We start from the raw sequence: 20,863 nt of genomic DNA, 5'->3' as shown, positions 1-20,863 counted from the left end.
ATATCCCGTCTAGCGAAGTTTCGGGTCCAGGGCGTCGCGGATGGCGTCACCCAGCAGTACGAAGGCCAGCACGGTCGCGATGAGGAACGCGCTGGGGATGATCAGCAGCATCGGGTACCCGTTGACGAACCACTTGGTGGCGTCGTCGATCATCAGGCCCCACGTGATCTCGGGTTTCCGCACGCCCAGACCCAGGAACGACAGCGTCGCCTCGACCGAGATCATGCCCGCGATCGACAGCGGGATCAGCGACACCACCGGGGCGACCGCGTTGGGCAGGATGTGCCGGAACATCAGCCGCGCGTTGGACGCGCCCAACGACCGGGCCGCGTGGACGTAGTCCAGGTTGCGGGCCTCGATGACGCTGGCTCTGACCAGCCGCATGGTGCTCGTCCAACCGAAGATGATCAGTGTGATCACCGCCGGGATGATCGCCTGCAGTCTGGCGCCGACGAACGGCATCTGGATGTCGCGGAACATCGTCAGCAGCAGGATCGCGCCCAGCAGGAACGGGATGGAGTTGAACACGTCGACCGCGCGGGAGAACAGCACGTCCACCCATCCGCCGTAGAAACCGGCGAGGATGCCGAACAGGCCGCCCACGATGAGGGTCCCGGTGACCACCATGAGCGAGAGCTGGACCGACGGCCCCGCACCGTAGACGGTCTGCGCGAAGTAGTCGCAACCCTCGTGGCTGAACCCGAAGGGGTGGCCCGGTTCGGCGGGCGCCTTGTTCCGGGAGATGTCGCACGCCTTCGGATCGACGTCGGTGAACAGCGACGGGAAGAAGCCGATGGCCAGCACCACGAGGATGATCAACAGCGAGATGATGACCGTGGGCCGCTTCCGCAGGTCGCGGATCGCGTCACGCCACAGCCCGGCGGCGCGTTGCGGGCGTTCCCGTTCCTCGTCGATGCCCTCGACGACGCGTTCGTTGATGTCACTACTCATAGCGGATCCTCGGGTCGAGCACGGCGTACAGCAGGTCGATGAGCAGGGTGACGACCATGAAGCAGACCGACAGGATCGCCACGATCGCGATCACCACGGGCAGGTCGTTCTCCCGGGTGGCGTTGTACGCCAGGCCGCCCATGCCCGGGATGCTGTAGATGCCCTCGGTGATGACGGTGCCGCCCAGGGCGTCGGCCAGCGTGAAGCCGACCAGTGTGATCACCGGGATGAGCGAGTTCCGCAGGGTGTGCACGATGGTCACCCGCCGAGAGGTCAGGCCCTTCGCCTTGGCGGTGCGGACGAAGTCGGCGCGCAGGTTCTCCAGCATGCTGGTGCGGGACAGCCGGGTGATCCCGGCGATGCCGAAGGCGCCCAACAGGATGCCCGGTACCAGGAGTGAGAGGAAGGGATATCGGTCGTCGTAGGAGGGCTGGAAGACGATCCCCAGCACACTCTCGCGCCCGAAGGTGTCGCGTGCCCAGTTGCCGAGGGAGACGCCGACGAGTTGCTGTGTGATGACCAGCAGCAGGAACGTCGGGACCGCGACGGTGAACGTGGTGCCGGCGCGCACCAGGTAGTCGAAGAACCTGCCGCGTTTCATCGCGGCGAGCACGCCGGTCGTCACGCCGAACAGCACCCACACGCTGGTGCTGATCGCGAACAGGATCAGGGTGGGCGGCACGGCGCGGACGATCTCGTCGGTCACCGCGTAACCGTCGAAGTTGGTGCCGAAGTCGAGGGTCATCCAGTCGGCCATCCGCTGCTGGAACATCCCCAGGCACGGGTCGCCGAGCCGGTCGAGGCAGGGGTCGTCGGTGCCGAACTTGGCCTCGACGGCGGCGATCTGCTCCGGGGTGGCGGGCTTGTCGCCGAAGAAGGTGCGGGCGGGGTTCCCGTTGACCTGGATGGCCAGCGACAGCAGGTAGTGGAGCAGGAAGAGCACGAAGAACAGCGTGAGCACCGCTTGCAGCAGGCGCCGGATCACATAACGCCCCACGGTCGCCCTCCTCCCGGTCGTTGTCGGACACCGGATCCCCTCTTAGGTACGTCTCGGTCATCGGTTGTCGGCTCGTGCCGCGCGTCCGCGGCGCCGGTGCGGCGGAGTCGCCGCGTCCGGTCCGGTGTGGACGACACCGGATCGGGGTGGTGTGTTTGGTGGGGGCGGCCGATGCCGCGACCGCCCCCCGACGGACGCCGTCGAGTAGTGGACGACGTGTGGTCCGTGCGGCCGGCGTGTGCCGGCCGCACGGACCTGAGCACTACAGCAACTTCAGCGAGTTGATGTCGATCGTGCCCAGGATCGGGTTGCGCTGGAACGAGTCCGGGTCGACGTTCTCGCCGATGACCGTGGCGGTCCGGGTGACCCAGATCGGCGCGACCGGCAGATCGGCCGCCAGCACCTTCTCGGCCTCCTGGTACTTGGTCATCGCGTCGGACAGCGTCTCGGCGCGGTTGCCCTCGGCCAGCAGCTGCTCGAACTCCTCACCGTGGAAGCCGAAGTCGTTGCCGTCGGGGCCGTTGCCGTACAGCGGCTCCAGGTAGTTCTGGTTCAGCGGGTAGTCGGGCGACCAACCGGTCAGGAAGGGGCCGGTCAGCTCGTGGCCGTCCTTCTTGCCGAGGAAGTCCGGCCACTCCAGGGTCTTCAGCTCGTAGGTGATGCCCAGGTTGGCGGCGAGCTGGTCGCCCAGCACCTTCAGGTAGTCCTCACCGGGGCCGGAGTTGACCCACAGCTCGACCGGCTGGTCCATCGGGAAGTCGGTGTCGGCCAGCAGCTGCTTGGCGGCCTCCGGGTCGAAGGTGCACGCCTCGCCGCAGGTGCCCTCCAGGTAACCCGGGATCACGGCCGGGGTGTAGGAGTTCGCCACGGTGTAACGGCCCTGGAAGAGGCCGTCGATGTAGCCCTGACGGTCGATCGCCATCGAGAACGCCTTGCGCACGTTCGGGTCGCTGAACTTCTCGTCGTAGACGGGGAAGCCCAGGCCCCAGGTCTGGCCGGTCTCCTCTTCGCGCATCGCGTCGCCGTACTCGGCCTTGGCGACCTCGTACTCCTCGGCGCCCGGTGCGGCGATGTCGATCTTGCCGGCCTCGAAGTCCGGCCACGCGGTGGCGTCACCGGTGTAGATCTTGTACTCGATCCGCTCGATGGACGGCTGGGTGCCCTTGTAGTCGGCCCACTTCTCCATGTGGATGGAGGAGTTGTGGTTCCACTTGCCGTCGATCTTGTAGGGGCCGTTGCCGATCGGGGTCTCGTTGCAGGCGTCGATGTCGGCCAGGCACTCGTCCGCCATCGGCATGAACGCGGTGTATCCCAGGGTGACGGGGAAGCCGACCCACGGTTCCGCGAGGGTGACCTCGAGGGTCAACGGGTCCACGGCCTTGACACCGGACAGCTCGGTGGCCTCGGGCTTGGCGGCCTCTTCGGGGCCGTCGCCGTCGGGGTCTTCACCCAACTGCATCTCGGCCCAGCCGTCGATCTGCTTGAAGAAACCGGCACCGTAGTTGGCGTTCTCGCCGTAGACGGTGTAGTTCCACGACTTCACGAAGGTCTCGGCGGTGATCTCCTCACCGTTCTGGAAGGTGAAGCCCTCCTGGAGCTTGATCGTCCAGACCTTGTTGTCCTCGGTGGTGGGCACGCCGTCGGCGAGGACCGGGGCGAGGTTGCCCTCCATGTCGTAGGTGTACAGGCCGGCGTAGAGGCGGTCGGCGATCTCGCCGCCCTCGGTCTCCTGGATGTTGGCCGGGATCAGGTTCTGCGGCTCCCCCAGGCCGAGCCGCAGCGTGCCGTCGCTGCCGCTGCCGCTGCCGCTTCCACCGTCGCCGCCGCCACAGGCTGCCAGACCGACACCGGTCAGGGCCAAGGCGGAGATGGCGGTGATGACGCGTCTGTTGTTGCGCACCGTCATGTCTCCATCGGTTGTAGTTCCCATGGCTGAACCGAGCCCGCCAGGCGAAATCGCCCCGTCGGCCAAGGGTGAGGACACCGTCTCGGGCCACGTGCCGGAAAAGCTAGCCCACGATTCGGCGATTGAAGCCGCGAAAAATGCACCGAACGATAACGATTCAGCCAATTAACAGCCGTCCTGACTTGACAAGATGGACAGGTGAGCCGCCTCACTGTGTCTCGCATCACGACTTTGGGGAACCGACCCACCACTGAAAGTGGATGTCGTCACGCGCATATCCGGACAAGGCGTGCATAACGGCCCGGGATTGGAGACGGCGACTCCGGTAGCACCATTCCGAATTGTCAAATCGGCCCACTACTTAGTCCTACTAATTGTCAAGAGCCGTGTGATATGGGGCCTTAATGTGCGAAGGGCGGTAACCGCCGGAGAACCGTCGTCACGGTGGATGACCGGCCCGCGTGTGACCGGAGTCCCAAGCGCCGCCCCCGGCCCCCCGGCGGGGCATGATTCCGCTCACTGTGGCGCGCGGTATCCTGCGGGCCGCAGTAATCCAGCGAGCCCACTGTGACGCGCACGCCGATATGCCGGACTTGTCAAGCGAGTCGAATCGATCGCCAGCGTTGTACTTGGTGCTCACCGATATCGCGCAAGGGAGCGCAACAGGATGACTTCCACTTCGGCGCCACCGGGGCGCCCGCGGGCCGCGATCGCGGAACGCACCCTGCGGACCGACAGATGGTGGCTCGCGCCGCTGCTCACCTTCGCGGGCCTCTCCGCCTGGGTCGTGTACGCCACGGTCCGGGTCTTCATGCAGACCGACTACTGGGTCCCGGCCTACAACTACCTGACCCCGTTCTACTCACCGTGTGTGTCCCTGGGCTGTGTCCCCGAAGCCGCCCACTTCGGCCGCTTCCTGCCCGACCACCCGCTGATCCCCTACGCCGCCCTCAGCCTGCCGTTCCTGCTGCTGTTCCGGCTCACCTGCTACTACTACCGGCGCGCCTACTACCGGTCGTTCTGGCTGTCGCCCCCGGCGTGCGCGGTGCCCGACGGTCACGGGAAGTACAGCGGCGAGACCCGTTTCCCGCTCATCTTCCAGAACGCCCACCGCTGGACCTTCTACCTGGCGTTCGTCATCTCGGCCATCAACACCTGGGACGCCGTCCTGGCCATGTGGAACGACCAGGGCTCGTTCGCGCTCGGACTGGGCAACGTCATCCTGTGGGCCAACGTCGTGCTGCTGTGGTGCTACACGCTCGGCTGCCACTCCTGCCGTCACATCATGGGCGGCCGGATGCGGCACTTCTCCAAGCACCCGATCCGGTACCGGCTGTGGACGTTCTCCTCCAAGCTCAACACCCGGCACATGCTGTTCGCCTGGCTGACGCTGGCCTCGCTCGCCCTGACCGACTTCTACGTGATGTCGCTGGCCGCAGGCTGGTTCCACGACATCCGGTTCATCAACTAGGAGTGACACCTATGTCCGAAATAGAACGGCACTCCTTCGACGTCCTGGTCATCGGCGCCGGCGGCGCCGGGCTGCGCGCCGCCATCGAGGCACGGTCGGCCGGCAAGAAGACCGCCATCATCTCCAAGTCGCTGTTCGGCAAGGCGCACACCGTCATGGCCGAGGGCGGCGCCGCCGCCGCGTTGGGGAACGTCAACTCCCGCGACAACTGGATGGTGCACTTCCGCGACACCATCCGAGGCGGCAAGTTCCTCAACCACTACCGGATGGCGGAACTGCACGCGAAGGAGGCGCCCGACCGCATCTGGGAGCTGGAGACCTACGGCGCGCTGTTCGACCGCACCAAGGACGGCCGGATCAGCCAACGCAACTTCGGGGGACACGAGTACCCCCGGCTCGCGCACGTCGGCGACCGCACCGGCCTGGAGATGATCCGGACGCTGCAGCAGAAGATCGTGTCCCTGCAACAGGACGACAAGAACAACGTCGGCAGTTACGAGTCGAAGCTGAAGATCTTCGCCGAGACCACGATCGTGGAACTGCTGATGTCGGAGGGCCGCATCGCCGGAGCGCTCGGCTACTACCGCGACACCGGCAGGTTCGTCCTGTTCGAGGCCCCCGCGGTCGTACTGGCCACCGGCGGCATCGGCAAGAGCTTCAAGGTCACCTCCAACTCCTGGGAGTACACCGGCGACGGCCACGCCCTGGCCATGCGGGCCGGCGCGACCCTGGTCAACATGGAGTTCGTCCAGTTCCACCCGACCGGGATGGTGTGGCCGCCCTCGGTCAAGGGCATCCTGGTCACCGAGTCGGTGCGCGGCGACGGCGGCGTCCTCCGCAACAGCGAGGGCCGCCGCTTCATGTTCGACTACATCCCCGAGGTGTTCAAGAGCCAGTACGCCACCACCGAGGAGGAGGGCGACCGCTGGTACACCGACCCCGACAACAACAAGCGCCCCCCGGAACTGCTCCCCCGCGACGAGGTCGCCCGCGCCATCAACTCCGAGGTGAAGGCGGGCCGCGGCTCCCCCCACGGCGGCGTCTTCCTCGACGTGTCCACCCGGATGAAGGCCGAGGAGATCATCAAGCGGCTGCCGTCCATGCACCACCAGTTCAAGGAACTGGCCGATGTGGACATCACGAAGGAGCCGATGGAGGTCGGACCGACCTGTCACTACGTGATGGGCGGGATCGAGGTCGATCCGGAATCCCAGCAGTCGAAGGTGCCCGGCCTGTTCGCCGCCGGCGAGGTCTCCGGCGGTATGCACGGCTCCAACCGGCTGGGTGGCAACTCGCTGTCGGACCTGCTGGTGTTCGGCAAACGCGCCGGTGAGTACGCCGCCGCCTACGTCGACGGGCTGAGCGAACGCCCCAGGACCACCGACGCCGACGTCGCCGCGGCCTCCACCGCGGCCCTCGACCTGCTCACCGAGCAGCCCGAGGAGGGCGCAGAGAACCCCTACACGCTGCAGCACGACCTGCAACAGGTGATGAACGACCTGGTCGGCATCATCCGGCGTGCCGGGGAACTGGAGGAGGCGCTCACCAGGCTCGCCGAACTGCGGAAGCGGGCCGCCAACGTCAAGGCCTCCGGTGGCCGCAGGTACAACCCCGGCTGGCACCTGGCCATGGACCTGCGCAACATGCTCACCGTGTCGGAGTGCATCGCCAAGGCCGCACTCGAACGGTCCGAGTCCCGGGGCGGGCACACCCGCGAGGACAACCCCGGCATGGACCCGAACTGGCGCAAGGTCAACCTGATCTGCAGCCTCGGGGAGAACGGCGTCGTCCTGAAGCGCCAGCCGCTGCCGACGATGCCCGACGAACTGCTGTCGCTGTTCGACCGCTCCGAACTGGCCAAGTACCTCACCGAGGCCGAACTGGCCGACTTCGACCGTATCGGCGGCGGTGGTGAGGCCACCGGCGGCGACGAGTCCGGTAGCGCACCGGCGGAGACCGAATCCGAAGCGGTCGGCATGGTGAGCGCGAGCGAACACCCTCCCACCGCCGACGCCGACACCCCCGACGGCGACGCGGTGGACGACGCCACCGCCACCACCGGTGACGCAACGACGAAGACGGACGATGGGAACGGTGACAAGGCATGACCACACGGCATTTCCGCGTCTGGCGCGGTGACGACGAGGGCGGCGAGCTGACCGACTTCGACGTCGAGGTGAACGAGGGCGAGGTCGTCCTCGACATCATCCACCGGCTCCAGGCCACCCAGGCACCCGACCTGGCCGTGCGGTGGAACTGTAAGGCCGGCAAGTGCGGCTCCTGTTCGGCGGAGATCAACGGCAAGCCCCGGCTGCTGTGCATGACCCGGATGAGCACCTTCACGGCCGACGAGACGATCACCGTCACCCCGCTGCGCACCTTCCCCGTGGTGCGTGACCTGGTCACGGACGTCTCGTACAACTACGAGAAGGCCCGGGCGATGCCCGCCTTCGCGCCACCCGCCGACCTGAAGCCCGGCGAGTACCGGATGCAGCAGGTCGACGTGGAGCGGTCGCAGGAGTTCCGCAAGTGCATCGAGTGCTTCCTGTGCCAGAACACCTGCCACGTCATTCGCGACCACGAGGAGAACAAGCCGCCGTTCTCGGGTCCGCGGTTGTTCATCCGGGCCGCCGAGCTGGACATGCACCCGCTCGACGCCCGTGAGGACCGCAAGGAGCTGGCCCAGGCCGAACAGGGCCTCGGATACTGCAACATCACGAAGTGCTGCACCGAGGTGTGCCCAGAACACATCAAGATCACCGACAACGCGATCATCCCGATGAAGGAACGCGTCGTGGACCGCCGGTACGACCCGCTGGTCTGGCTGGGCCGCAAGATCCTGCGCCGCGACCAGATCAAGAACTGACCCCCGCACCACCCGCCGCCCGGTTCCCCACCACGAGGGGACCGGGCGGTTCCACGTCCCGATCACACAGAGTGCGTAGCACATCGTAGCGAAGTCGATTAATGTGGGACGATGACGCGTGTGATCAACCAACGCGAGCTCCGTAACGAGAGCGGCGCCATCCTCCGTGCCGTCGCGGCGGGCGAGACCTTCATCGTCGCCAACAACGGCACTCCGGTCGCCGAACTACGGCCACTGCCTCGTGGGATGTTCGTCAAGAAGGACGAGGCGCTTCGAGGTGCCCGCCGTCTTCCCGCCATGGATTACGCCACACTCCGCGCGGAACTGGACGCGCTGGTGGACCAGGACGTGCTCCGTGACGAGTGAGCCGGACACCGGGCGGGCACTGCTGGACACCTCCGTCGTCATCGACTTCGTGGAGGTCGAGGCGGAACTGCCCGACCAGCTCACCATCAGTACGGTCTCGTTGGCCGAACTGTGCGCCGGCCTGTACACCAACCCGGATCCGATGATCAGGGTGCAGCGGCAGCTCCGGCTGCAGTGGGTGGAGTCGACGTTTCCCGCCCACCCGTTCGACGTGGAGTCGGCGCGCACGTTCGGCTCGTTGTGGGCTCTGGTCGAGGCCATGGGACGCCGCCCACGCAAGCGCATGGCCGACCTCCAGATCGCCGCGACCGCGGTCGCCCACGGCCTTCCCCTCTACACCCGCAACCCGGAGGACTTCAAAGGGCTGGGCGGCTTCCTCCACGTCGTCGCCGTGTGAGCCGTGGACTACCATCGACGCCGGGTTCACCTGTCCCGGTTCGGGGCGCTTCACACACCAGAGGATTGACACCTTCATGCCTTCGCTGACCATCGGTATCGTCGGACTGCCCAACGTCGGCAAGTCAACGCTGTTCAACGCGCTCACCCGGTCCGACATCCTGGCCGCCAACTACCCGTTCGCGACCATCGAACCCAACACCGGGGTCGTCGGCGTACCCGACGCACGGCTGGCCCGGCTCGCCGAGCTGCACGAGTCACAGCGCATCCTGCCCGCCACCGTGACCTTCGTCGACATCGCCGGACTCGTCAAGGGCGCCAGCGAAGGACTCGGCAAGGGCAACAAGTTCCTCGCCAACATCCGTGAGGCCAACGCCATCTGCCAGGTGGTGCGGGTGTTCGAGGACGGCAACGTCACCCACGTCGACGGCCGGGTCTCCCCCGCCGACGACATCGAGACCATCAACACCGAACTGATCCTGGCCGACATCCAGACCATCGACAAGGCCCTTCCCCGCCTGGAGAAGGAGGCCCGGATGGACAAGTCCAAGGCCACCAAGGTCGAGGCGATCAAGGCGGCCCGCGCGGTACTGGACGAGGGCCAGACGGTGTTCGCGGCCGGGCTGGACCCGGAACCGCTGTACGACCTGCACCTTCTGACCGCCAAGCCGTTCCTGTACGTCTTCAACGTCGACGAGTCACAGGTGACCGACACCGAGCTGGCGGAGCGGCTGAAGGCGATGGTGGCGCCGGCCGACGCGGTCCTGCTGGACGCCAAGTTCGAATCCGAACTGGTGGACCTGGACGAGGAGGAGGCGCTGGAGATGCTCCAGTCCACCGGGCAGACCGAACCCGGCCTCGACCGGTTGGCCCACATGGGATTCCACACGCTCGGCCTCCAGACCTACCTCACCGCCGGGCCCAAGGAGACCCGCGCCTGGACGATCCGGCAGGGCGCGACGGCCCCGGAGGCCGCCGGCGAGATCCACACCGACTTCCAGCGCGGCTTCATCAAGGCCGAGATCGTCTCCTTCGACGACCTCATGGCCGCCGGTTCCATGCAGGCCGCCAAGGCCGCCGGCAAGGTCCGCATGGAGGGCAAGGACTACGTCATGCAGGACGGCGACGTCGTCGAGTTCCGCTTCAACGTCTGACGGGCTGACGCCGTGATCGGCTGAGGTGCTGGTCAGACGGTAAAACACCAGCTCAGGGGTCAGATCTTCGGGTCTGGCCCCTTCCTGTTTTCTCCGGCTGGATCAGCCTGTTTCCTGGCCCTGTGCTGACTTGGTGCTGACTCACCGGGCAGGTTTGTACGTGCTCTGAGCTGGGGTTTCCGGGGTGCCGTGCGAGGCCGGAGAGAACGGGGACGCACCTGGGGCCGGGCACGGGAAACCCGGTACGCACGCGGAAGGGCCGCCGGGCAGGATGGGGGAGTGGCTGACCTGCTGTGGGATGACGTCAGAGGGTTCTTCGACCCCGATCTGATGGGCGCGCTGCCAGACGTGCTCGTTCCTGGGGCCTCGGTCGAGGACTGGCAGGCTGTCCTCGACCTTGTTGACGTGAGCGGATGGAAGTGCCAGTACTCCGAAGGAGAGTCAGTACTTCCTGTGCCTCGGGCGGAGGTAGTTCTGTCCCGCCAGGCTGATGCGGAGTGTCCGCAGCTGAGGGTCTGGCTGGCCCCCGAGGTGCTGGTGATCTTCCGCTTCTACTCGGCAGACGAGATCGACTTTGATGTCGACCTGCGGGAACTCCAGGGGCAGGAGCGGCTCGACCTGTTCTGTGAGTTCCTCACGGCTATCGGGCGGCGGTTGGGGAAGCCGGTGCTGATGGATGCCGAGGGCGGCGACGGCAGCCATCCCGTACTTGGATTCGAGGTCGAGAGCGATCGTGTCGTGCTGTTGGCGGAGCCGCTCGCGTCCTGACGATGTTGCTTCGGGCCTCCCGGAACGGCCCCTCTTTATGCGACAACGCGAATATTCGCGTCACCGCATGGACGCGACAGCGCCCCCTCCGTACGGTCGTGATGCCGCCCCACGAGGGGGCGCGGGACAGGGGGTTTCACCATGGCTCGTGAGGAACTGACCCGGCTGACCGGCAACGGGAACGGCGAGTGCGGCAAGGACGACTGCCCGAACGTCTACCGGACCGCGTCCGGCTCGTTCGTCGTCCAAGGCGACGTGTCCAATGCGTTCACCACGATGCGGGACGCGATGCTCGGGCAGGTCCCTGAGGAGCACCGGGACAGGTTCAAGCAGGCCGTCCGCAACGATCCGACCCTCCGGGACCGACTTCACGCCCTCGCCGCGCGACCCGATCAGGAATCGATCGCGCTCCTAGTGCCGAACGTTGCCCACTGGACGAAGAGGACTACGCAGGCCCGCAACGACCTCGCGCACACGGGCAAGACGTCGAATCACTCCTTCGAGGAGCTGATCGCCGTCGTCGAGGTGACGACGGCCGTCGTAATCCTCAATGTGCTGCACGAAATCGGTCTGCCGCCCAAGCGGCAGAGGGAGATCGTACGGGATCGCCCAAGACTCAGGCATACGACTGGTCTTGCCCGCGAATGGCTGGTCGCCTCCGAATCTGGACGAAGGGGCTGTCGCTGAGACGAGGCGGGCAGTTGCGCGAGAGGGAAGAGGTAGCTGCATTGAATAAGGATGATTCGGGTGCGACGCAGAAGCGCCATCTGAGGATGGTGTGCACGTGACCGGCAAGAAGAGCACGGCGAAGCTTCATCACTACGTGCCGCAGGCGTACCTTCGGGGCTTCGCTACGAACAAGGAGCGCATCAGAGTCATTCCCCTTGACCGATCCCGACAGCCCTACACACCGAGCGTGAAGAACGTGGCCGCACAGAACCAATTCCACGCGGTCGGCGAGTTCGAGGAGCCGGATGCGTTCGAGAAGGCGCTGAGCGAGGTCGAAGGCCAGGCCCTCGGCATCATCAGGGGCTTCGCCGACGGCGAGTTTCCTCCTTCCGAGGAGAACAGGTGGGCCTTCGCCCACTACACGGCGTTGCAGAGCGTGCGCGGGCCTGATACCCGCAGGACGACGGAGCATCTGCGCGCGACCATGGTCCGGCTAGAGATGGGTACCGGTGGTCGCAAGAACGTGAGTGCTTGGATCCGTGACAATCTCAGGTTCGACCCGACGCCGGAGCAAGAGGCTCGAATCTGGGACGAGGCCACCCAACCCGGAGGGCCGCCGATCGGATTCTCCAACCTGGCTCACATCCAGAACGCAGTCAAGACCGCGATCGAACTGACACCCTACCTTGCGACCCGCCCCTGGGCGCTCGTTCGCTTCGACCGACGCTCCCTCATCACATCGGATGCTCCCGTCAGTCTGGTGCGCCGACCGAATGCTAAGTCGTGGGAGGGAGTCGGTTTCGCGACGGCATGGGGCGTCACGTTCCCGCTCACGCGAAAGCTGGGACTACTCATGAGCGACCCCATGGCGATGTTGGAGGGTGTTGGAGCGGGCGATTCTCGTGTCCAGCAGCTCCGCGAGATGGTGCTTGCCGGACGGATCGACCAAATCCAGTCCGGGACCACAGCCATGGAGAAGCTGTTCAACCAGCACACTGCGGAAGCGGCCCGGGAGTACGTCTTTCACCACCCCGAGGACGAGCGATTCGTTCCTGCCGATTTGCCCGAACCAGACCTGATCAATATCAAACCGGTGGGCGGACTCGTCGACGTGGACTTCGACGGTGAGCCACTGTTCGCGCCCGATCGGGACAATCCGCAGCATGAGGAAAGCCTCCCAAATCGGTTCGATTAGGAGCGTTTTCGCACTCCGTCGATTGGTCTGCACGCGCGTTAGTAGATGGCCCTCGGTCGATTTCCGCTTCAACGTGTAGCGACGTCGTAGGGCCGAAGCCGCGTGGAGTCCGCAGCCGAGTGCGTCAGTCGGCGGCGTGCTCGCGTGATGCCCGTGCGAGCTTGGTGACGAGCTCGTCCGGGATCGGCTTGCGCGGCGAGAAGGTGACGCCGGTCTTGGTCGCCTTGAGGCCCGCCTCCGTGATCTCCTCGGCATGGGCCGCGATCGCGGGGGCGAGGAAGTACAACCCGACCTGCCTGCTGAACGCCGCGTAGCTCGCGACGACCTTGCCCCCGACGCTGAACCCCGGCATGTCGTACGCCGTCATCTCCTCCGCGTCCGGCAGAGCGTCACCCAGGAGGTCCCGGAGGTGGCTGAGGACCGGGCGGAACGCCTCGGGAGCGGCGGCGATGTAGGAGTCGTGGTCGGCGATGGCTGTCATGTCTCGGCCTTCCTCTCGCTGTGGTCACTCTAGCCGCGTGTGGGTCGATGGGCATGCGGGATGAGGGGGCACGGTGACATTTCCGGCGCGGCTCCGTATGTGCCTCCATTCCGCCCGGAAACCGCGATCGGGCCAATACCCTTCATCTCATGACGACTCCCATACGCCGCGAGATCGGCCAGGTCTTCATCCCCGTACGCGACATCGCACGTGCCGCGGCCTGGTACAGCCGGCTCCTCGGGGTCGAGGTCTCCGCGCCCTCCCATGACGCCACGATCGTGGACGTCGCCATGGAGGCCGGCCCGGGCCTGGCCCTGGACGCCAACGCGCCGTTCACCCCCGACGGGCCACCGCGCTTCTTCTGGTGGGCGGACGACCTCGGCGCGGTCGTGGCCCATCTCCGCGAGCTCGGTGCGGACCTCGTCTCCGACGTCGTGGACATCGGCAGTGTCGCCTTCGTGCAGTTCCGCGACCCGGACGGGAATCCTCTGATGGTGTGTGCCCGGACGAGCAACGGCGCTGCCGGGACACCGTCCGAATAGGTGCGCGAGCGGTTCGCCCACCTCGTCGTCGGCGTCCGGCGGAACGAGTACATTGGATCCTCGTGACGGTCGCCGGAACGGCGACCTCGATTCGGCAAGAGGTCAGGGGGCGTCGTGTGGCCGAGCGGAACACGTCAATCGAATCCCGGGGCGACGTTAACCGGGATCAGGCACAGATCGTCGCCTACGATGTCTCGCACCGCTCCTCACTTCTCGACATCTCGATCCGTGCCTGGGCTCCAGTGTTCCCACGGTTGAAGGCCGGGACTCCAGAGTTCGTCTACGACTCCTTCTATCCAGACGGCTGGGAGGCGAGGCAACGGGCGGACCTGGCCGAGGTGTTGGACGGCGAGCCCGAGAACGTGGACGTCGCGGTACTGGACGGGACACCGGTCGGATGGGCCTGCACCAGACTGCATCCCGAGGACTTCATGGGCGAGATCTACGTGCTCGCGGTCGATCCCGCGCACCAACGCATCGGCATCGCGCGGATGTTGATGGAACACGCGTACGCGCGGGCACAGGCGGCGGGTGCCCGGATGATGATGGTGGAGACCGGCGACGATCCCGGCCACGAACCGGCACGCGGCCTGTACGAGTCGGACGGATTCGTGAGGTGGCCGGTGGCCCGTTACTTCAAGGACCTACGCGGCCTTCCACCGGATTCCTGATCAGTTCGGAGCGGTAAGCCGGTGGCCCGGCCGTGTCCTTTCCCGCAGCGCATTCCCAGCGAGTGAATCGTGCCGTCGAAGACGACGCCGCCCGTCACGAAGGTGCATACGCCACTGCGCCGGGGACGCCACATACCGTCGCCCGCCGACGAATCCTTTCTGGAACGAGCCGAACAGCGGATCTCGCCCTCACCGCCCCGACATGAGATCGACGAGTATCGGCATCGCTGAGGAGGGGTCGGGGCCTATCCTCCCGGCGGCCAGATCGGGGTCCGCTCGGCGCGCGATCTCACATGCTCCCTGTACGGCGTGGAAGGGGAAGCGCGGTGCGAGCATCTTCTTGGTGACCAGTCCCAGCTTCGCCAAGAGATCGTCGAGCTGGCCGCTACTCAACGCAGAGCGCTTGTCTTCAACGTGCCACCGCAGCCATGCCTCGAACTTGAGATTCGAGGCGAGCAGGAGGATCGACTCGCTGTCGGCGAGTCGACAGGCGGTGCGCAGTGCCTCGTGCCGATCCACGTCCACCAGACAGACGCAGATGTCGTACTCCTTCTCGTCGCTTACTGCCTTGTCGCGGATCTCCATGCATTTCCGGACGACCGCCGCCGGATCCTTACCCACGCCGACCGGTTTCACGATGGCGGTGGCACCCGCGCTGCGCAGGTGGCGATTCAAGCCCTCGACGTACTGGGGCTCCGTCCGCGTTCCCTCGGTGACCACGAGGATGCGCTGAGCGGGCTGCCTCCTGGGCCTGGCGCGCCCGCTCTGCATTCGTGTCGCCACCCTCAACACTCCCCCGAACCGACGAGTGCGGCCAGCGTGCTCGGCGAGAGCCGCGGTGTCCCGCCATACCGGCCGGTGAGGTAGCGTCGCGCCACGTTCGCATCCGGGTGCTTCGGGAAGTCGGCGAGGCAGGTCAGCTCTGTTACCCCCTCGTTGGTCTTGTCGGTGAGCCAGACCTGTTCGGGCTCCAGCCTCACCTCGCTGAGCGGCGAGAGGACGTACGATTCGTGGCTCGTGAAGACGAGCTGCGCGTGCCGGGTGTTGACCAGTGGGTCCGCGAACGCTCCAAGCAGCACCTCAAGCAGATGGGGATGCAGGCTCGCGTCGATCTCATCGACGAGAAGCAACCCTCCCTCCCGTAGTGCCTCCAAAGCCGGCACCGCGATGGCGAGCCAGGCGATCGTGCCGTCACTCTCATCCTGGATGGTGAACTCCGGACACTCGTCGGCAGTGCCCTGATGGGTGAACACCAGATGCCGCACCACCTGAGCGAGCTGATCGTCGTCCAGATCACCGGTCTCCTCATCGCCGGAGACGGGGTCGACGGGCCCCTCCTCCTCGCGCAGCTCACGTCGGAGCCGACGGAGCACCCGGCGCACGTGCTCGGGGATGTTCGTCTCCTCGATGCCCACCTTCACGACTCCGATGTCGGCGACCTGGAGTAGCGCTTCGAGGTCCGTGAAGGTGACGCTTCCCTCCGCCAGTGAGTCCGCCAGGCTCGCCAGACGCTCGGCACGGTGGGAGTCCTTCACCAGTACACAGTCGAAGCCGGAGGCCAGTCCCCGAGCCACGGGGTGCAGGAGCGATTCGTCCAACAGGAGTGCCCGGCTGAGCACGAGTTCACGCGCGGTCACCTCGATCTTCGCGCGGAGACTCTGGTGGAACTTCAGGGTGCCGGTGTCCCGGTCACGCTCCAACAGCGTGCGCCACCGTGAGGCGGGCACGTCACGAAGCCACTCACGCTTGATGCCGTCGTGGTCGACCTCGAAACCGTAGAGATGCCGACGTCCCTCATGGACGAAGTCGAGTTCGTATCCACTGGACGAGGTCCTTGCGCTCCCATCGAGCAGGAACGGCGCGCGGTGCATCGACTTCGACGCCTGCCACGACGTGGCGGACCGATTGATCGCCGCGAAGGTGTAGTGGAAGGCGTCCAGAACTGCCGACTTCCCGGTCGCGTTGCCACCGAAGATCCCCGCGATCGGGTATGTCGCGCCGGCCCAGTCGTCGCCCTGTGGCCGGAGAGTCCGCAGCGACGAACGCGTGAGATCGACCGTGATCTCGTCCCGGATGCTCTTGTGGTTGCGCACCGTGAAACTCAGCAGGACCATAGGGCATTTTATCATGCGGAGCCTAGCGGATTCTACGTTTTTCGAGTGATCAGACGGTTCGCGCCGGGCAGCGGCAGCTTGCCGCCCGGCGCGAACCTCCATGCATTTCCAGCCGAGCCTGCCGCGCACGATCCGCGCACGATCCACGTGCGGTGCGCAGCGCCGCCACCGGCCCGACCTCCGCCACGGTTCGCGGTCTCGCTCATTCCTCAATGGAGGCATGACGGCACCGGCGCCTGTCGAGAAACCGGTACGCCGCTTCGCACCTTCCGCCACAGGAGCACGAGGGGTAACATCGAGCACACACCGGATCACCCCGTGGCTGCGCAGTCACCGTTCGGGCTGCTCACGCCGCAAGAAGGAGGAGCGATGGCCTGGCAATCGCCCGAAGGCGAGCGGCGGACCGTCACGAGGCTCATCCGACGCGGTGATAACGCGATCGCCCGCGGCCAGTGGGCCCTCGCCCTACGCCACTACCAGAAGGCCACCGGACCCGCGGTCAGAGTCGCCCAAGCCGAACAAGGCGACCAGGACCAGGCGGTACCGGGCTCGATCTACTACAACCTGGCCGAACTCTCCGTCAAGGCCGGTAACACCTCGATGGCCTGGCTGACGGCCCTTCAAGCCTGCGAGGTGTACGGCCCCCTGGACCCCACGGGCGCCCGGCCCACCGCTGTGGCCTCCTGCCTCACAGGCGCGCCCTCGCGAACCGAGGAACGGATCGGCGCCAACGCCGACGTCCGCTCCCGCTACGTCCTGCTCAGCGCGGGCCTGGTACGCCAGGCCGGACCTCACGCACTGCGGGTGGACGTCGGTGGGGGTGCTCTCGACGGCGTCACCGACGCCTCCGAAGCCGTCGAACGGATCGGTGCGCCCGCGGTCCGCACCTACGAGGAACTGGTCAGACACGGCCACCGCTACACCGACGCCGATGTCGGCCGCATCCGGTGGCGCATCACCCGGGCCCGCACCATCCTCGGTAGCTGAGGCGGCTCACGCCTCCAGGACGAAGAAGAGGAAGGCCAGGAAGCGCGGATCCTCGCGGTCCGCGAAGAACTCGGGAAACAGTTCGACGGCCTCCGGTGCCGGGCCGGGTTCCTCGACCCGGGCGATCCGGAAACCGGCATCGAGGAACGACTGACACATCGTGGAGAGCGACCGGTCCCAGAACGTGATGTCGACGGACTGATCGATCCAGTTCTTCTCGTGTCGGGGCCGGGTGCTGAAGTAGTTGGTCTTCTCGCCCCGTTCCCGCGCGGAGAACCAGTTCACGAGGGGATGCTCCACGGAGAGGACCAGGCGCCCTCCCGGCTTGAGCACCCGCCTCATCTCCTGGAGCGGAGGCTGCCAGTCCTCGAGATAGTGCAGCGCCAACGAACACACGACGTCGTCGAAGACCGCGTCGTCGAAGGGAAGCGGATCGGCGAGATCGGCGACCCTCAGGTCCGTCGCGGGCCCCAACCGGCGACGCGCGATGTCGATCATCCCCTGGCTGCCGTCGATGCCGACCACCGTCGCACCGCCCGCCACCAGGTCGAGGAGTATCGGCCCGGAGCCGCAACCCGCGTCGAGGACATGCCTGCCCGTGACGTCCCCGAGCAGGTCGCGGATGGCGGGACGGTTGTAGTAGGCGTTCAGCAGACTCGACTCGTTCTCGGCGCTGTACGCCTCGGCGATGGTGTCGTACGCGTCGGCGGTGTCGGATCGCGGTTCGGATGTGGGGGCGCTCATGCGAAGAGCATAAGGCGGCGCCCGGACCTCGTGGTTCCCACCGCGCGTCGCCCCGCCCGAAACCCGTCCTCGGTTACTCGACCCGGGCGGTCGCCGCTTCGAGGGCACTCCCGACGGACTTGTGGCCACCTCACGACCAGAAGCCCCGATACCCTGACGGCATGTCCACCGGCACCCGAGCGCTCGAACTCCTCGGCCTGCTTCAGAGCCGCCGCCACTGGCCGGGCGACGAGCTCGCGCGGCGGCTCGGAGTCAGCGGGCGCACGCTGCGACGTGACGTCGACGATCTCCAGGCGATCGGATACCCGATCACGACGACGAGGGGGACCGGCGGCGGCTACCAGCTCGGCCCCGGCGCGTCCCTCCCTCCACTGGTGCTGAGTGAGGACGAGGCCGCCGCCGTGGTCTTGGGCCTCAAGGAGATCGCCTCCGGCGCCCACCCCACATCGGGGGACGCCGCGGTCGGCGCGATGGCGAAGATCGTGCAGGTGCTTCCGGTGCGTATCCGCCGCCGCATCGACAGTCTGCGCAACGTGGTCACCCCACGGGTCGATCGCCGACAGGCCGGCGTCACCGACGTCGCGTCGCTGACGACCGTCGCGCTCGCCTGCCGCGACGACGAGGCGCTGAGGTTCACGTACCGGGCGCCGGAGGACCGGGTCTCGGCGCGGACGGTCCATCCGCATCGCGTCGTGAGCGTCGATCAACGTCTCTACCTCGTCGCCTGGGATCTCGACAGGACGGACTGGCGGGTCTTCCGCGTCGATCGGATCGACGGCCCGGTGCCCACCGGAGAACGCTTCGCCCGTCGCGAGCTCCCCCATCCCGATCCCGTCGAGTACGTACGCGGCCGGATCAGGTCGATGCCCGCGAGATATCCGGTCCGCGCCACGGTCCACGCCCCGCGCGAACGGGTCGTGCGCGAGATCGCGCACTACGGGACGGTGACGCCCGTCGACGACACCTCCTGTGAGGTGTACATACCGACGCCCTCTCTCGACTGGGCGGCGTTCTGTCTCGCGGCCGTCGAGGCGCCCTTCGTCGTGCACGGTCCGCCCGAGGCCGTCGCGTACATGCGAGGCTGGGGTGAGCGGCTCCTGGCCGCCACGGAAGGCCGGCCCTCGTGACGCGCAGCAAGGCCATCGCCGTAGCGAGGTCGGTGACGGACCAGGAGCGCCGCGCCAGGTTGGGTGTGAGGCACGCCCTCGCGGGGTCGGCCCGGGTGCGATCGGCGGAGGCGGCCGCCCGCGCGGTGGTGTGTCTACACGCGACCGATCCGCCGAGCGTGCACCTGTCCTGTTGGGCGCGGAGTGAGCGGGTCGGCATCGAGGACGTCGAACACGCGCTCTACGAGACTCGATCCCTGATCAGGCAACAGGCGATGCGGGAGACGCTCTTCGTCTTCCCTCGGGATCTGGTCCCGGCGGCCTGGGGCAGCGCCTCCGCGCGGGTGGCCGCGATTCACCGCAGGCGGTTCGTCAAGGACCTGGAACGCTGGAGCGCCATGCCGGAGGCAAAGGGTGCCGCCTGGCTGCGGGCCGCGGAACGGGCCGTTCTGGACCGCCTGGCCGACGGCGTGCCACGCACCTCGACGGGACTGCGCGAGGAGGTCCCGGAGGTCGGCGGGTTCATCGTGCAGTCCCCCGACAAGTCCTGGGGTGGGAAGGTGGCGGTCGCGCCGAGGGTGCTCACGCAGCTCGGCATGGACGGGTCGGTGGCGCGCGCGGGCAACGCCGGTGCCTGGTACGCGAGCCGCCCCACCTGGACGACGACCGCGCGGTGGTGGGAGAACGACGTGCCCGACGCACCGACGGCGCGAGAGGGCTACGCCGAGTTGGTACACCGGTGGCTGTGGTCGTACGGGCCCGGCACCGTCGAGGACATCGCCTGGTGGCTGGGCGCCACCAAGGGCGCGGTGCGGACCGCCCTCGAAGACCTGGACGCGGTCGGTGTATCCCTTGAGGACGGTTCGGTCGGTTGGCTGCGTGGCGACGACGTCGCGCCGGTCGCCGCCCCTGAGCCGTGGGTCGCGCTGTTGCCGTTGCTCGATCCCACCGTGATGGGTTGGAAGCGGCGCGAGTTCTTCCTCGGTGGGCACGGGCCGCAGTTGTTCGACAGCGCCGGCAATGCCGGAACGACCGTGTGGGTCGACGGGCGCGTGGTCGGGGCCTGGGTACAGGACGCCGGTGGTGCCGTACAGCTCAGGCTCCTCGAGGCGATCACCCCGGCCGCGCACGAGGCACTGCGCGCCGAAGCCCGCCGGCTCACCGAACTGCTCGACGGCCGCCGGGTCTTCGCCGTCTACCCGTCACCGGCCATGCAACCCCCCGGCGACGGCTGACGGCGGTCACGGTCTCGGTGGCACCGCGTGCGACGCTCCCGGACGAATCGTTCCGGCCACGGGGTTCGACGACGACCGGCCGTCCTCTACGGGCGGCGCACGGACCTCGAACGAGACAGCGTCATCCATTGAGGACCTACGGCGGGGCCGAAGCGCGGGGAGGGTTCACCGCCGACCGCTCGGACGTGCGGGAACCCGCCGCGTAGGGTCGCGCACGACCCGCGAGAACCCCGAAGCCGAACGC

General features: G+C 67.0%; 19 protein-coding genes and 2 pseudogenes. 14 read left to right on the top strand and 7 right to left on the bottom strand.

Going from position 1 to position 20,863, the window contains the following annotated elements:
- Positions 1 to 9: 9 nt before the first annotated feature.
- The 3 genes from LX16_RS25090 to LX16_RS25080 all read right to left on the bottom strand — a co-directional run bounded on the left by LX16_RS25090 (position 10) and on the right by LX16_RS25080 (position 3,848).
- Positions 10 to 951 (bottom strand): ABC transporter permease, encoded by a 942-nt coding sequence (locus LX16_RS25090; RefSeq protein ID WP_147144405.1) that lies wholly within the window; start codon positions 949 to 951, stop codon positions 10 to 12.
- A complete protein-coding gene (locus LX16_RS25085) occupies positions 944 to 1,948 on the bottom strand; it encodes an ABC transporter permease (RefSeq protein WP_147144403.1) in 1,005 nt (334 codons plus the stop codon). The genes LX16_RS25090 and LX16_RS25085 overlap by 8 nt, the downstream gene beginning before the upstream one ends.
- A gap of 262 nt (positions 1,949 to 2,210) precedes the next feature.
- Positions 2,211 to 3,848, bottom strand: coding sequence for a peptide ABC transporter substrate-binding protein (locus LX16_RS25080; protein ID WP_158645736.1), 1,638 nt, complete (start codon positions 3,846 to 3,848; stop codon positions 2,211 to 2,213).
- A 673-nt stretch (positions 3,849 to 4,521) separates the two neighbouring features.
- On the opposite strand from LX16_RS25080, the gene LX16_RS25075 reads away from it, so the two are divergent.
- The 9 genes and pseudogenes from LX16_RS25075 (at position 4,522) to LX16_RS25035 (ending at position 12,739) form a co-directional block, all read left to right on the top strand.
- Entirely contained in the window at positions 4,522 to 5,325 is an 804-nt protein-coding gene (locus LX16_RS25075; protein ID WP_147144400.1) for a hypothetical protein, read from the top strand.
- Positions 5,326 to 5,336: 11 nt separating this feature from the next.
- Positions 5,337 to 7,220: pseudogene (locus LX16_RS25070) on the top strand (fumarate reductase/succinate dehydrogenase flavoprotein subunit); the annotation flags it as partial.
- A gap of 209 nt (positions 7,221 to 7,429) precedes the next feature.
- A pseudogene (locus tag LX16_RS25065) lies at positions 7,430 to 8,182 on the top strand (succinate dehydrogenase/fumarate reductase iron-sulfur subunit); the annotation flags it as partial.
- A 120-nt stretch (positions 8,183 to 8,302) separates the two neighbouring features.
- Complete coding sequence (locus tag LX16_RS25060) at positions 8,303 to 8,557, top strand: type II toxin-antitoxin system Phd/YefM family antitoxin (RefSeq protein WP_147144394.1); 255 nt, start codon at positions 8,303 to 8,305, stop codon at positions 8,555 to 8,557.
- Positions 8,547 to 8,954, top strand: a complete 408-nt coding sequence (locus LX16_RS25055; RefSeq protein WP_211354762.1) for a type II toxin-antitoxin system VapC family toxin — start codon at positions 8,547 to 8,549, stop codon at positions 8,952 to 8,954. The genes LX16_RS25060 and LX16_RS25055 overlap by 11 nt, the downstream gene beginning before the upstream one ends.
- Before the next feature lie 76 nt (positions 8,955 to 9,030).
- Positions 9,031 to 10,107 (top strand): redox-regulated ATPase YchF, encoded by a 1,077-nt coding sequence (gene ychF / locus LX16_RS25050; protein WP_147144392.1) that lies wholly within the window; start codon positions 9,031 to 9,033, stop codon positions 10,105 to 10,107.
- A 279-nt stretch (positions 10,108 to 10,386) separates the two neighbouring features.
- Positions 10,387 to 10,875 (top strand): hypothetical protein, encoded by a 489-nt coding sequence (locus LX16_RS25045; protein ID WP_147144390.1) that lies wholly within the window; start codon positions 10,387 to 10,389, stop codon positions 10,873 to 10,875.
- Between the two features lie 141 nt (positions 10,876 to 11,016).
- A complete protein-coding gene (locus LX16_RS25040) occupies positions 11,017 to 11,562 on the top strand; it encodes a HEPN domain-containing protein (RefSeq protein ID WP_147144388.1) in 546 nt (181 codons plus the stop codon).
- 97 nt (positions 11,563 to 11,659) lie between these two features.
- Positions 11,660 to 12,739 carry a DUF4238 domain-containing protein gene (locus LX16_RS25035; protein ID WP_158645735.1) on the top strand — a complete coding sequence of 360 codons (1,080 nt, stop codon included), beginning with the start codon at positions 11,660 to 11,662 and terminating at the stop codon, positions 12,737 to 12,739.
- A gap of 124 nt (positions 12,740 to 12,863) precedes the next feature.
- On the opposite strand, the gene LX16_RS25030 is transcribed toward LX16_RS25035, so the two are convergent.
- The gene (locus LX16_RS25030) at positions 12,864 to 13,220 is read right to left on the bottom strand and encodes an iron chaperone (protein ID WP_147144383.1); all 357 of its coding nucleotides are present in this window, start codon (positions 13,218 to 13,220) and stop codon (positions 12,864 to 12,866) included.
- Positions 13,221 to 13,369: 149 nt separating this feature from the next.
- Between LX16_RS25030 and LX16_RS25025 the strand changes: the two genes are divergently transcribed.
- Together LX16_RS25025 and LX16_RS25020 are read left to right on the top strand one after the other, a co-directional pair.
- Positions 13,370 to 13,762: a VOC family protein gene (locus LX16_RS25025; protein WP_147144380.1), complete on the top strand. Its 393-nt coding sequence runs from the start codon at positions 13,370 to 13,372 to the stop codon at positions 13,760 to 13,762.
- Between the two features lie 176 nt (positions 13,763 to 13,938).
- Entirely contained in the window at positions 13,939 to 14,433 is a 495-nt protein-coding gene (locus LX16_RS25020; RefSeq protein ID WP_345740798.1) for a GNAT family N-acetyltransferase, read from the top strand.
- 189 nt (positions 14,434 to 14,622) lie between these two features.
- Here LX16_RS25020 and LX16_RS25015 read toward each other — a convergent pair whose 3' ends face one another.
- Positions 14,623 to 15,216: an RloB family protein gene (locus LX16_RS25015; RefSeq protein ID WP_147144378.1), complete on the bottom strand. Its 594-nt coding sequence runs from the start codon at positions 15,214 to 15,216 to the stop codon at positions 14,623 to 14,625.
- A gap of 2 nt (positions 15,217 to 15,218) precedes the next feature.
- Entirely contained in the window at positions 15,219 to 16,547 is a 1,329-nt protein-coding gene (locus tag LX16_RS25010) for an AAA family ATPase (protein ID WP_158645734.1), read from the bottom strand.
- Between the two features lie 369 nt (positions 16,548 to 16,916).
- Here LX16_RS25010 and LX16_RS25005 point away from each other — a divergent pair, with 369 nt between their 5' ends.
- The gene (locus LX16_RS25005; RefSeq protein ID WP_147144374.1) at positions 16,917 to 17,534 is read left to right on the top strand and encodes a tetratricopeptide repeat protein; all 618 of its coding nucleotides are present in this window, start codon (positions 16,917 to 16,919) and stop codon (positions 17,532 to 17,534) included.
- Positions 17,535 to 17,540: 6 nt separating this feature from the next.
- Here LX16_RS25005 and LX16_RS25000 read toward each other — a convergent pair whose 3' ends face one another.
- Positions 17,541 to 18,278 (bottom strand): class I SAM-dependent methyltransferase, encoded by a 738-nt coding sequence (locus tag LX16_RS25000; RefSeq protein ID WP_147144373.1) that lies wholly within the window; start codon positions 18,276 to 18,278, stop codon positions 17,541 to 17,543.
- Between the two features lie 161 nt (positions 18,279 to 18,439).
- On the opposite strand from LX16_RS25000, the gene LX16_RS24995 reads away from it, so the two are divergent.
- Together LX16_RS24995 and LX16_RS24990 are read left to right on the top strand one after the other, a co-directional pair.
- Positions 18,440 to 19,405 carry a helix-turn-helix transcriptional regulator gene (locus LX16_RS24995; RefSeq protein WP_147144371.1) on the top strand — a complete coding sequence of 322 codons (966 nt, stop codon included), beginning with the start codon at positions 18,440 to 18,442 and terminating at the stop codon, positions 19,403 to 19,405.
- The gene (locus LX16_RS24990; RefSeq protein WP_211354760.1) at positions 19,402 to 20,619 is read left to right on the top strand and encodes a winged helix DNA-binding domain-containing protein; all 1,218 of its coding nucleotides are present in this window, start codon (positions 19,402 to 19,404) and stop codon (positions 20,617 to 20,619) included. Before LX16_RS24995 ends, LX16_RS24990 begins: the two co-directional genes overlap by 4 nt.
- The last annotated feature ends 244 nt before the right edge of the window (positions 20,620 to 20,863 follow it).

The organism is Stackebrandtia albiflava (genome assembly GCF_007994225.1).
Classification (GTDB): Bacteria; Actinomycetota; Actinomycetes; order Mycobacteriales; family Micromonosporaceae; genus Stackebrandtia; species Stackebrandtia albiflava.
Note: the sequence above shows the minus strand (reverse complement) of the source record. Positions and strands in the feature narration are given on the sequence as shown.

Bases quoted from the DNA above. Each gene is read 5' to 3' on its own strand.
- ychF (WP_147144392.1), top strand. From the start codon at position 9,031: ATGCCTTCGCTGACCATCGGTATCGTCGGACTGCCCAACGTCGGCAAG.
- LX16_RS25040 (WP_147144388.1), top strand. From the start codon at position 11,017: ATGGCTCGTGAGGAACTGACCCGGCTGACCGGCAACGGGAACGGCGAG.
- LX16_RS25005 (WP_147144374.1), top strand. From the start codon at position 16,917: ATGGCCTGGCAATCGCCCGAAGGCGAGCGGCGGACCGTCACGAGGCTC.
- LX16_RS25060 (WP_147144394.1), top strand. From the start codon at position 8,303: ATGACGCGTGTGATCAACCAACGCGAGCTCCGTAACGAGAGCGGCGCC.
- LX16_RS25010 (WP_158645734.1), bottom strand. From the start codon at position 16,547: ATGGTCCTGCTGAGTTTCACGGTGCGCAACCACAAGAGCATCCGGGAC.
- LX16_RS25000 (WP_147144373.1), bottom strand. From the start codon at position 18,278: ATGAGCGCCCCCACATCCGAACCGCGATCCGACACCGCCGACGCGTAC.
- LX16_RS25075 (WP_147144400.1), top strand. From the start codon at position 4,522: ATGACTTCCACTTCGGCGCCACCGGGGCGCCCGCGGGCCGCGATCGCG.
- LX16_RS25090 (WP_147144405.1), bottom strand. From the start codon at position 951: ATGAGTAGTGACATCAACGAACGCGTCGTCGAGGGCATCGACGAGGAA.
- LX16_RS25030 (WP_147144383.1), bottom strand. From the start codon at position 13,220: ATGACAGCCATCGCCGACCACGACTCCTACATCGCCGCCGCTCCCGAG.
- LX16_RS24995 (WP_147144371.1), top strand. From the start codon at position 18,440: ATGTCCACCGGCACCCGAGCGCTCGAACTCCTCGGCCTGCTTCAGAGC.
- LX16_RS25025 (WP_147144380.1), top strand. From the start codon at position 13,370: ATGACGACTCCCATACGCCGCGAGATCGGCCAGGTCTTCATCCCCGTA.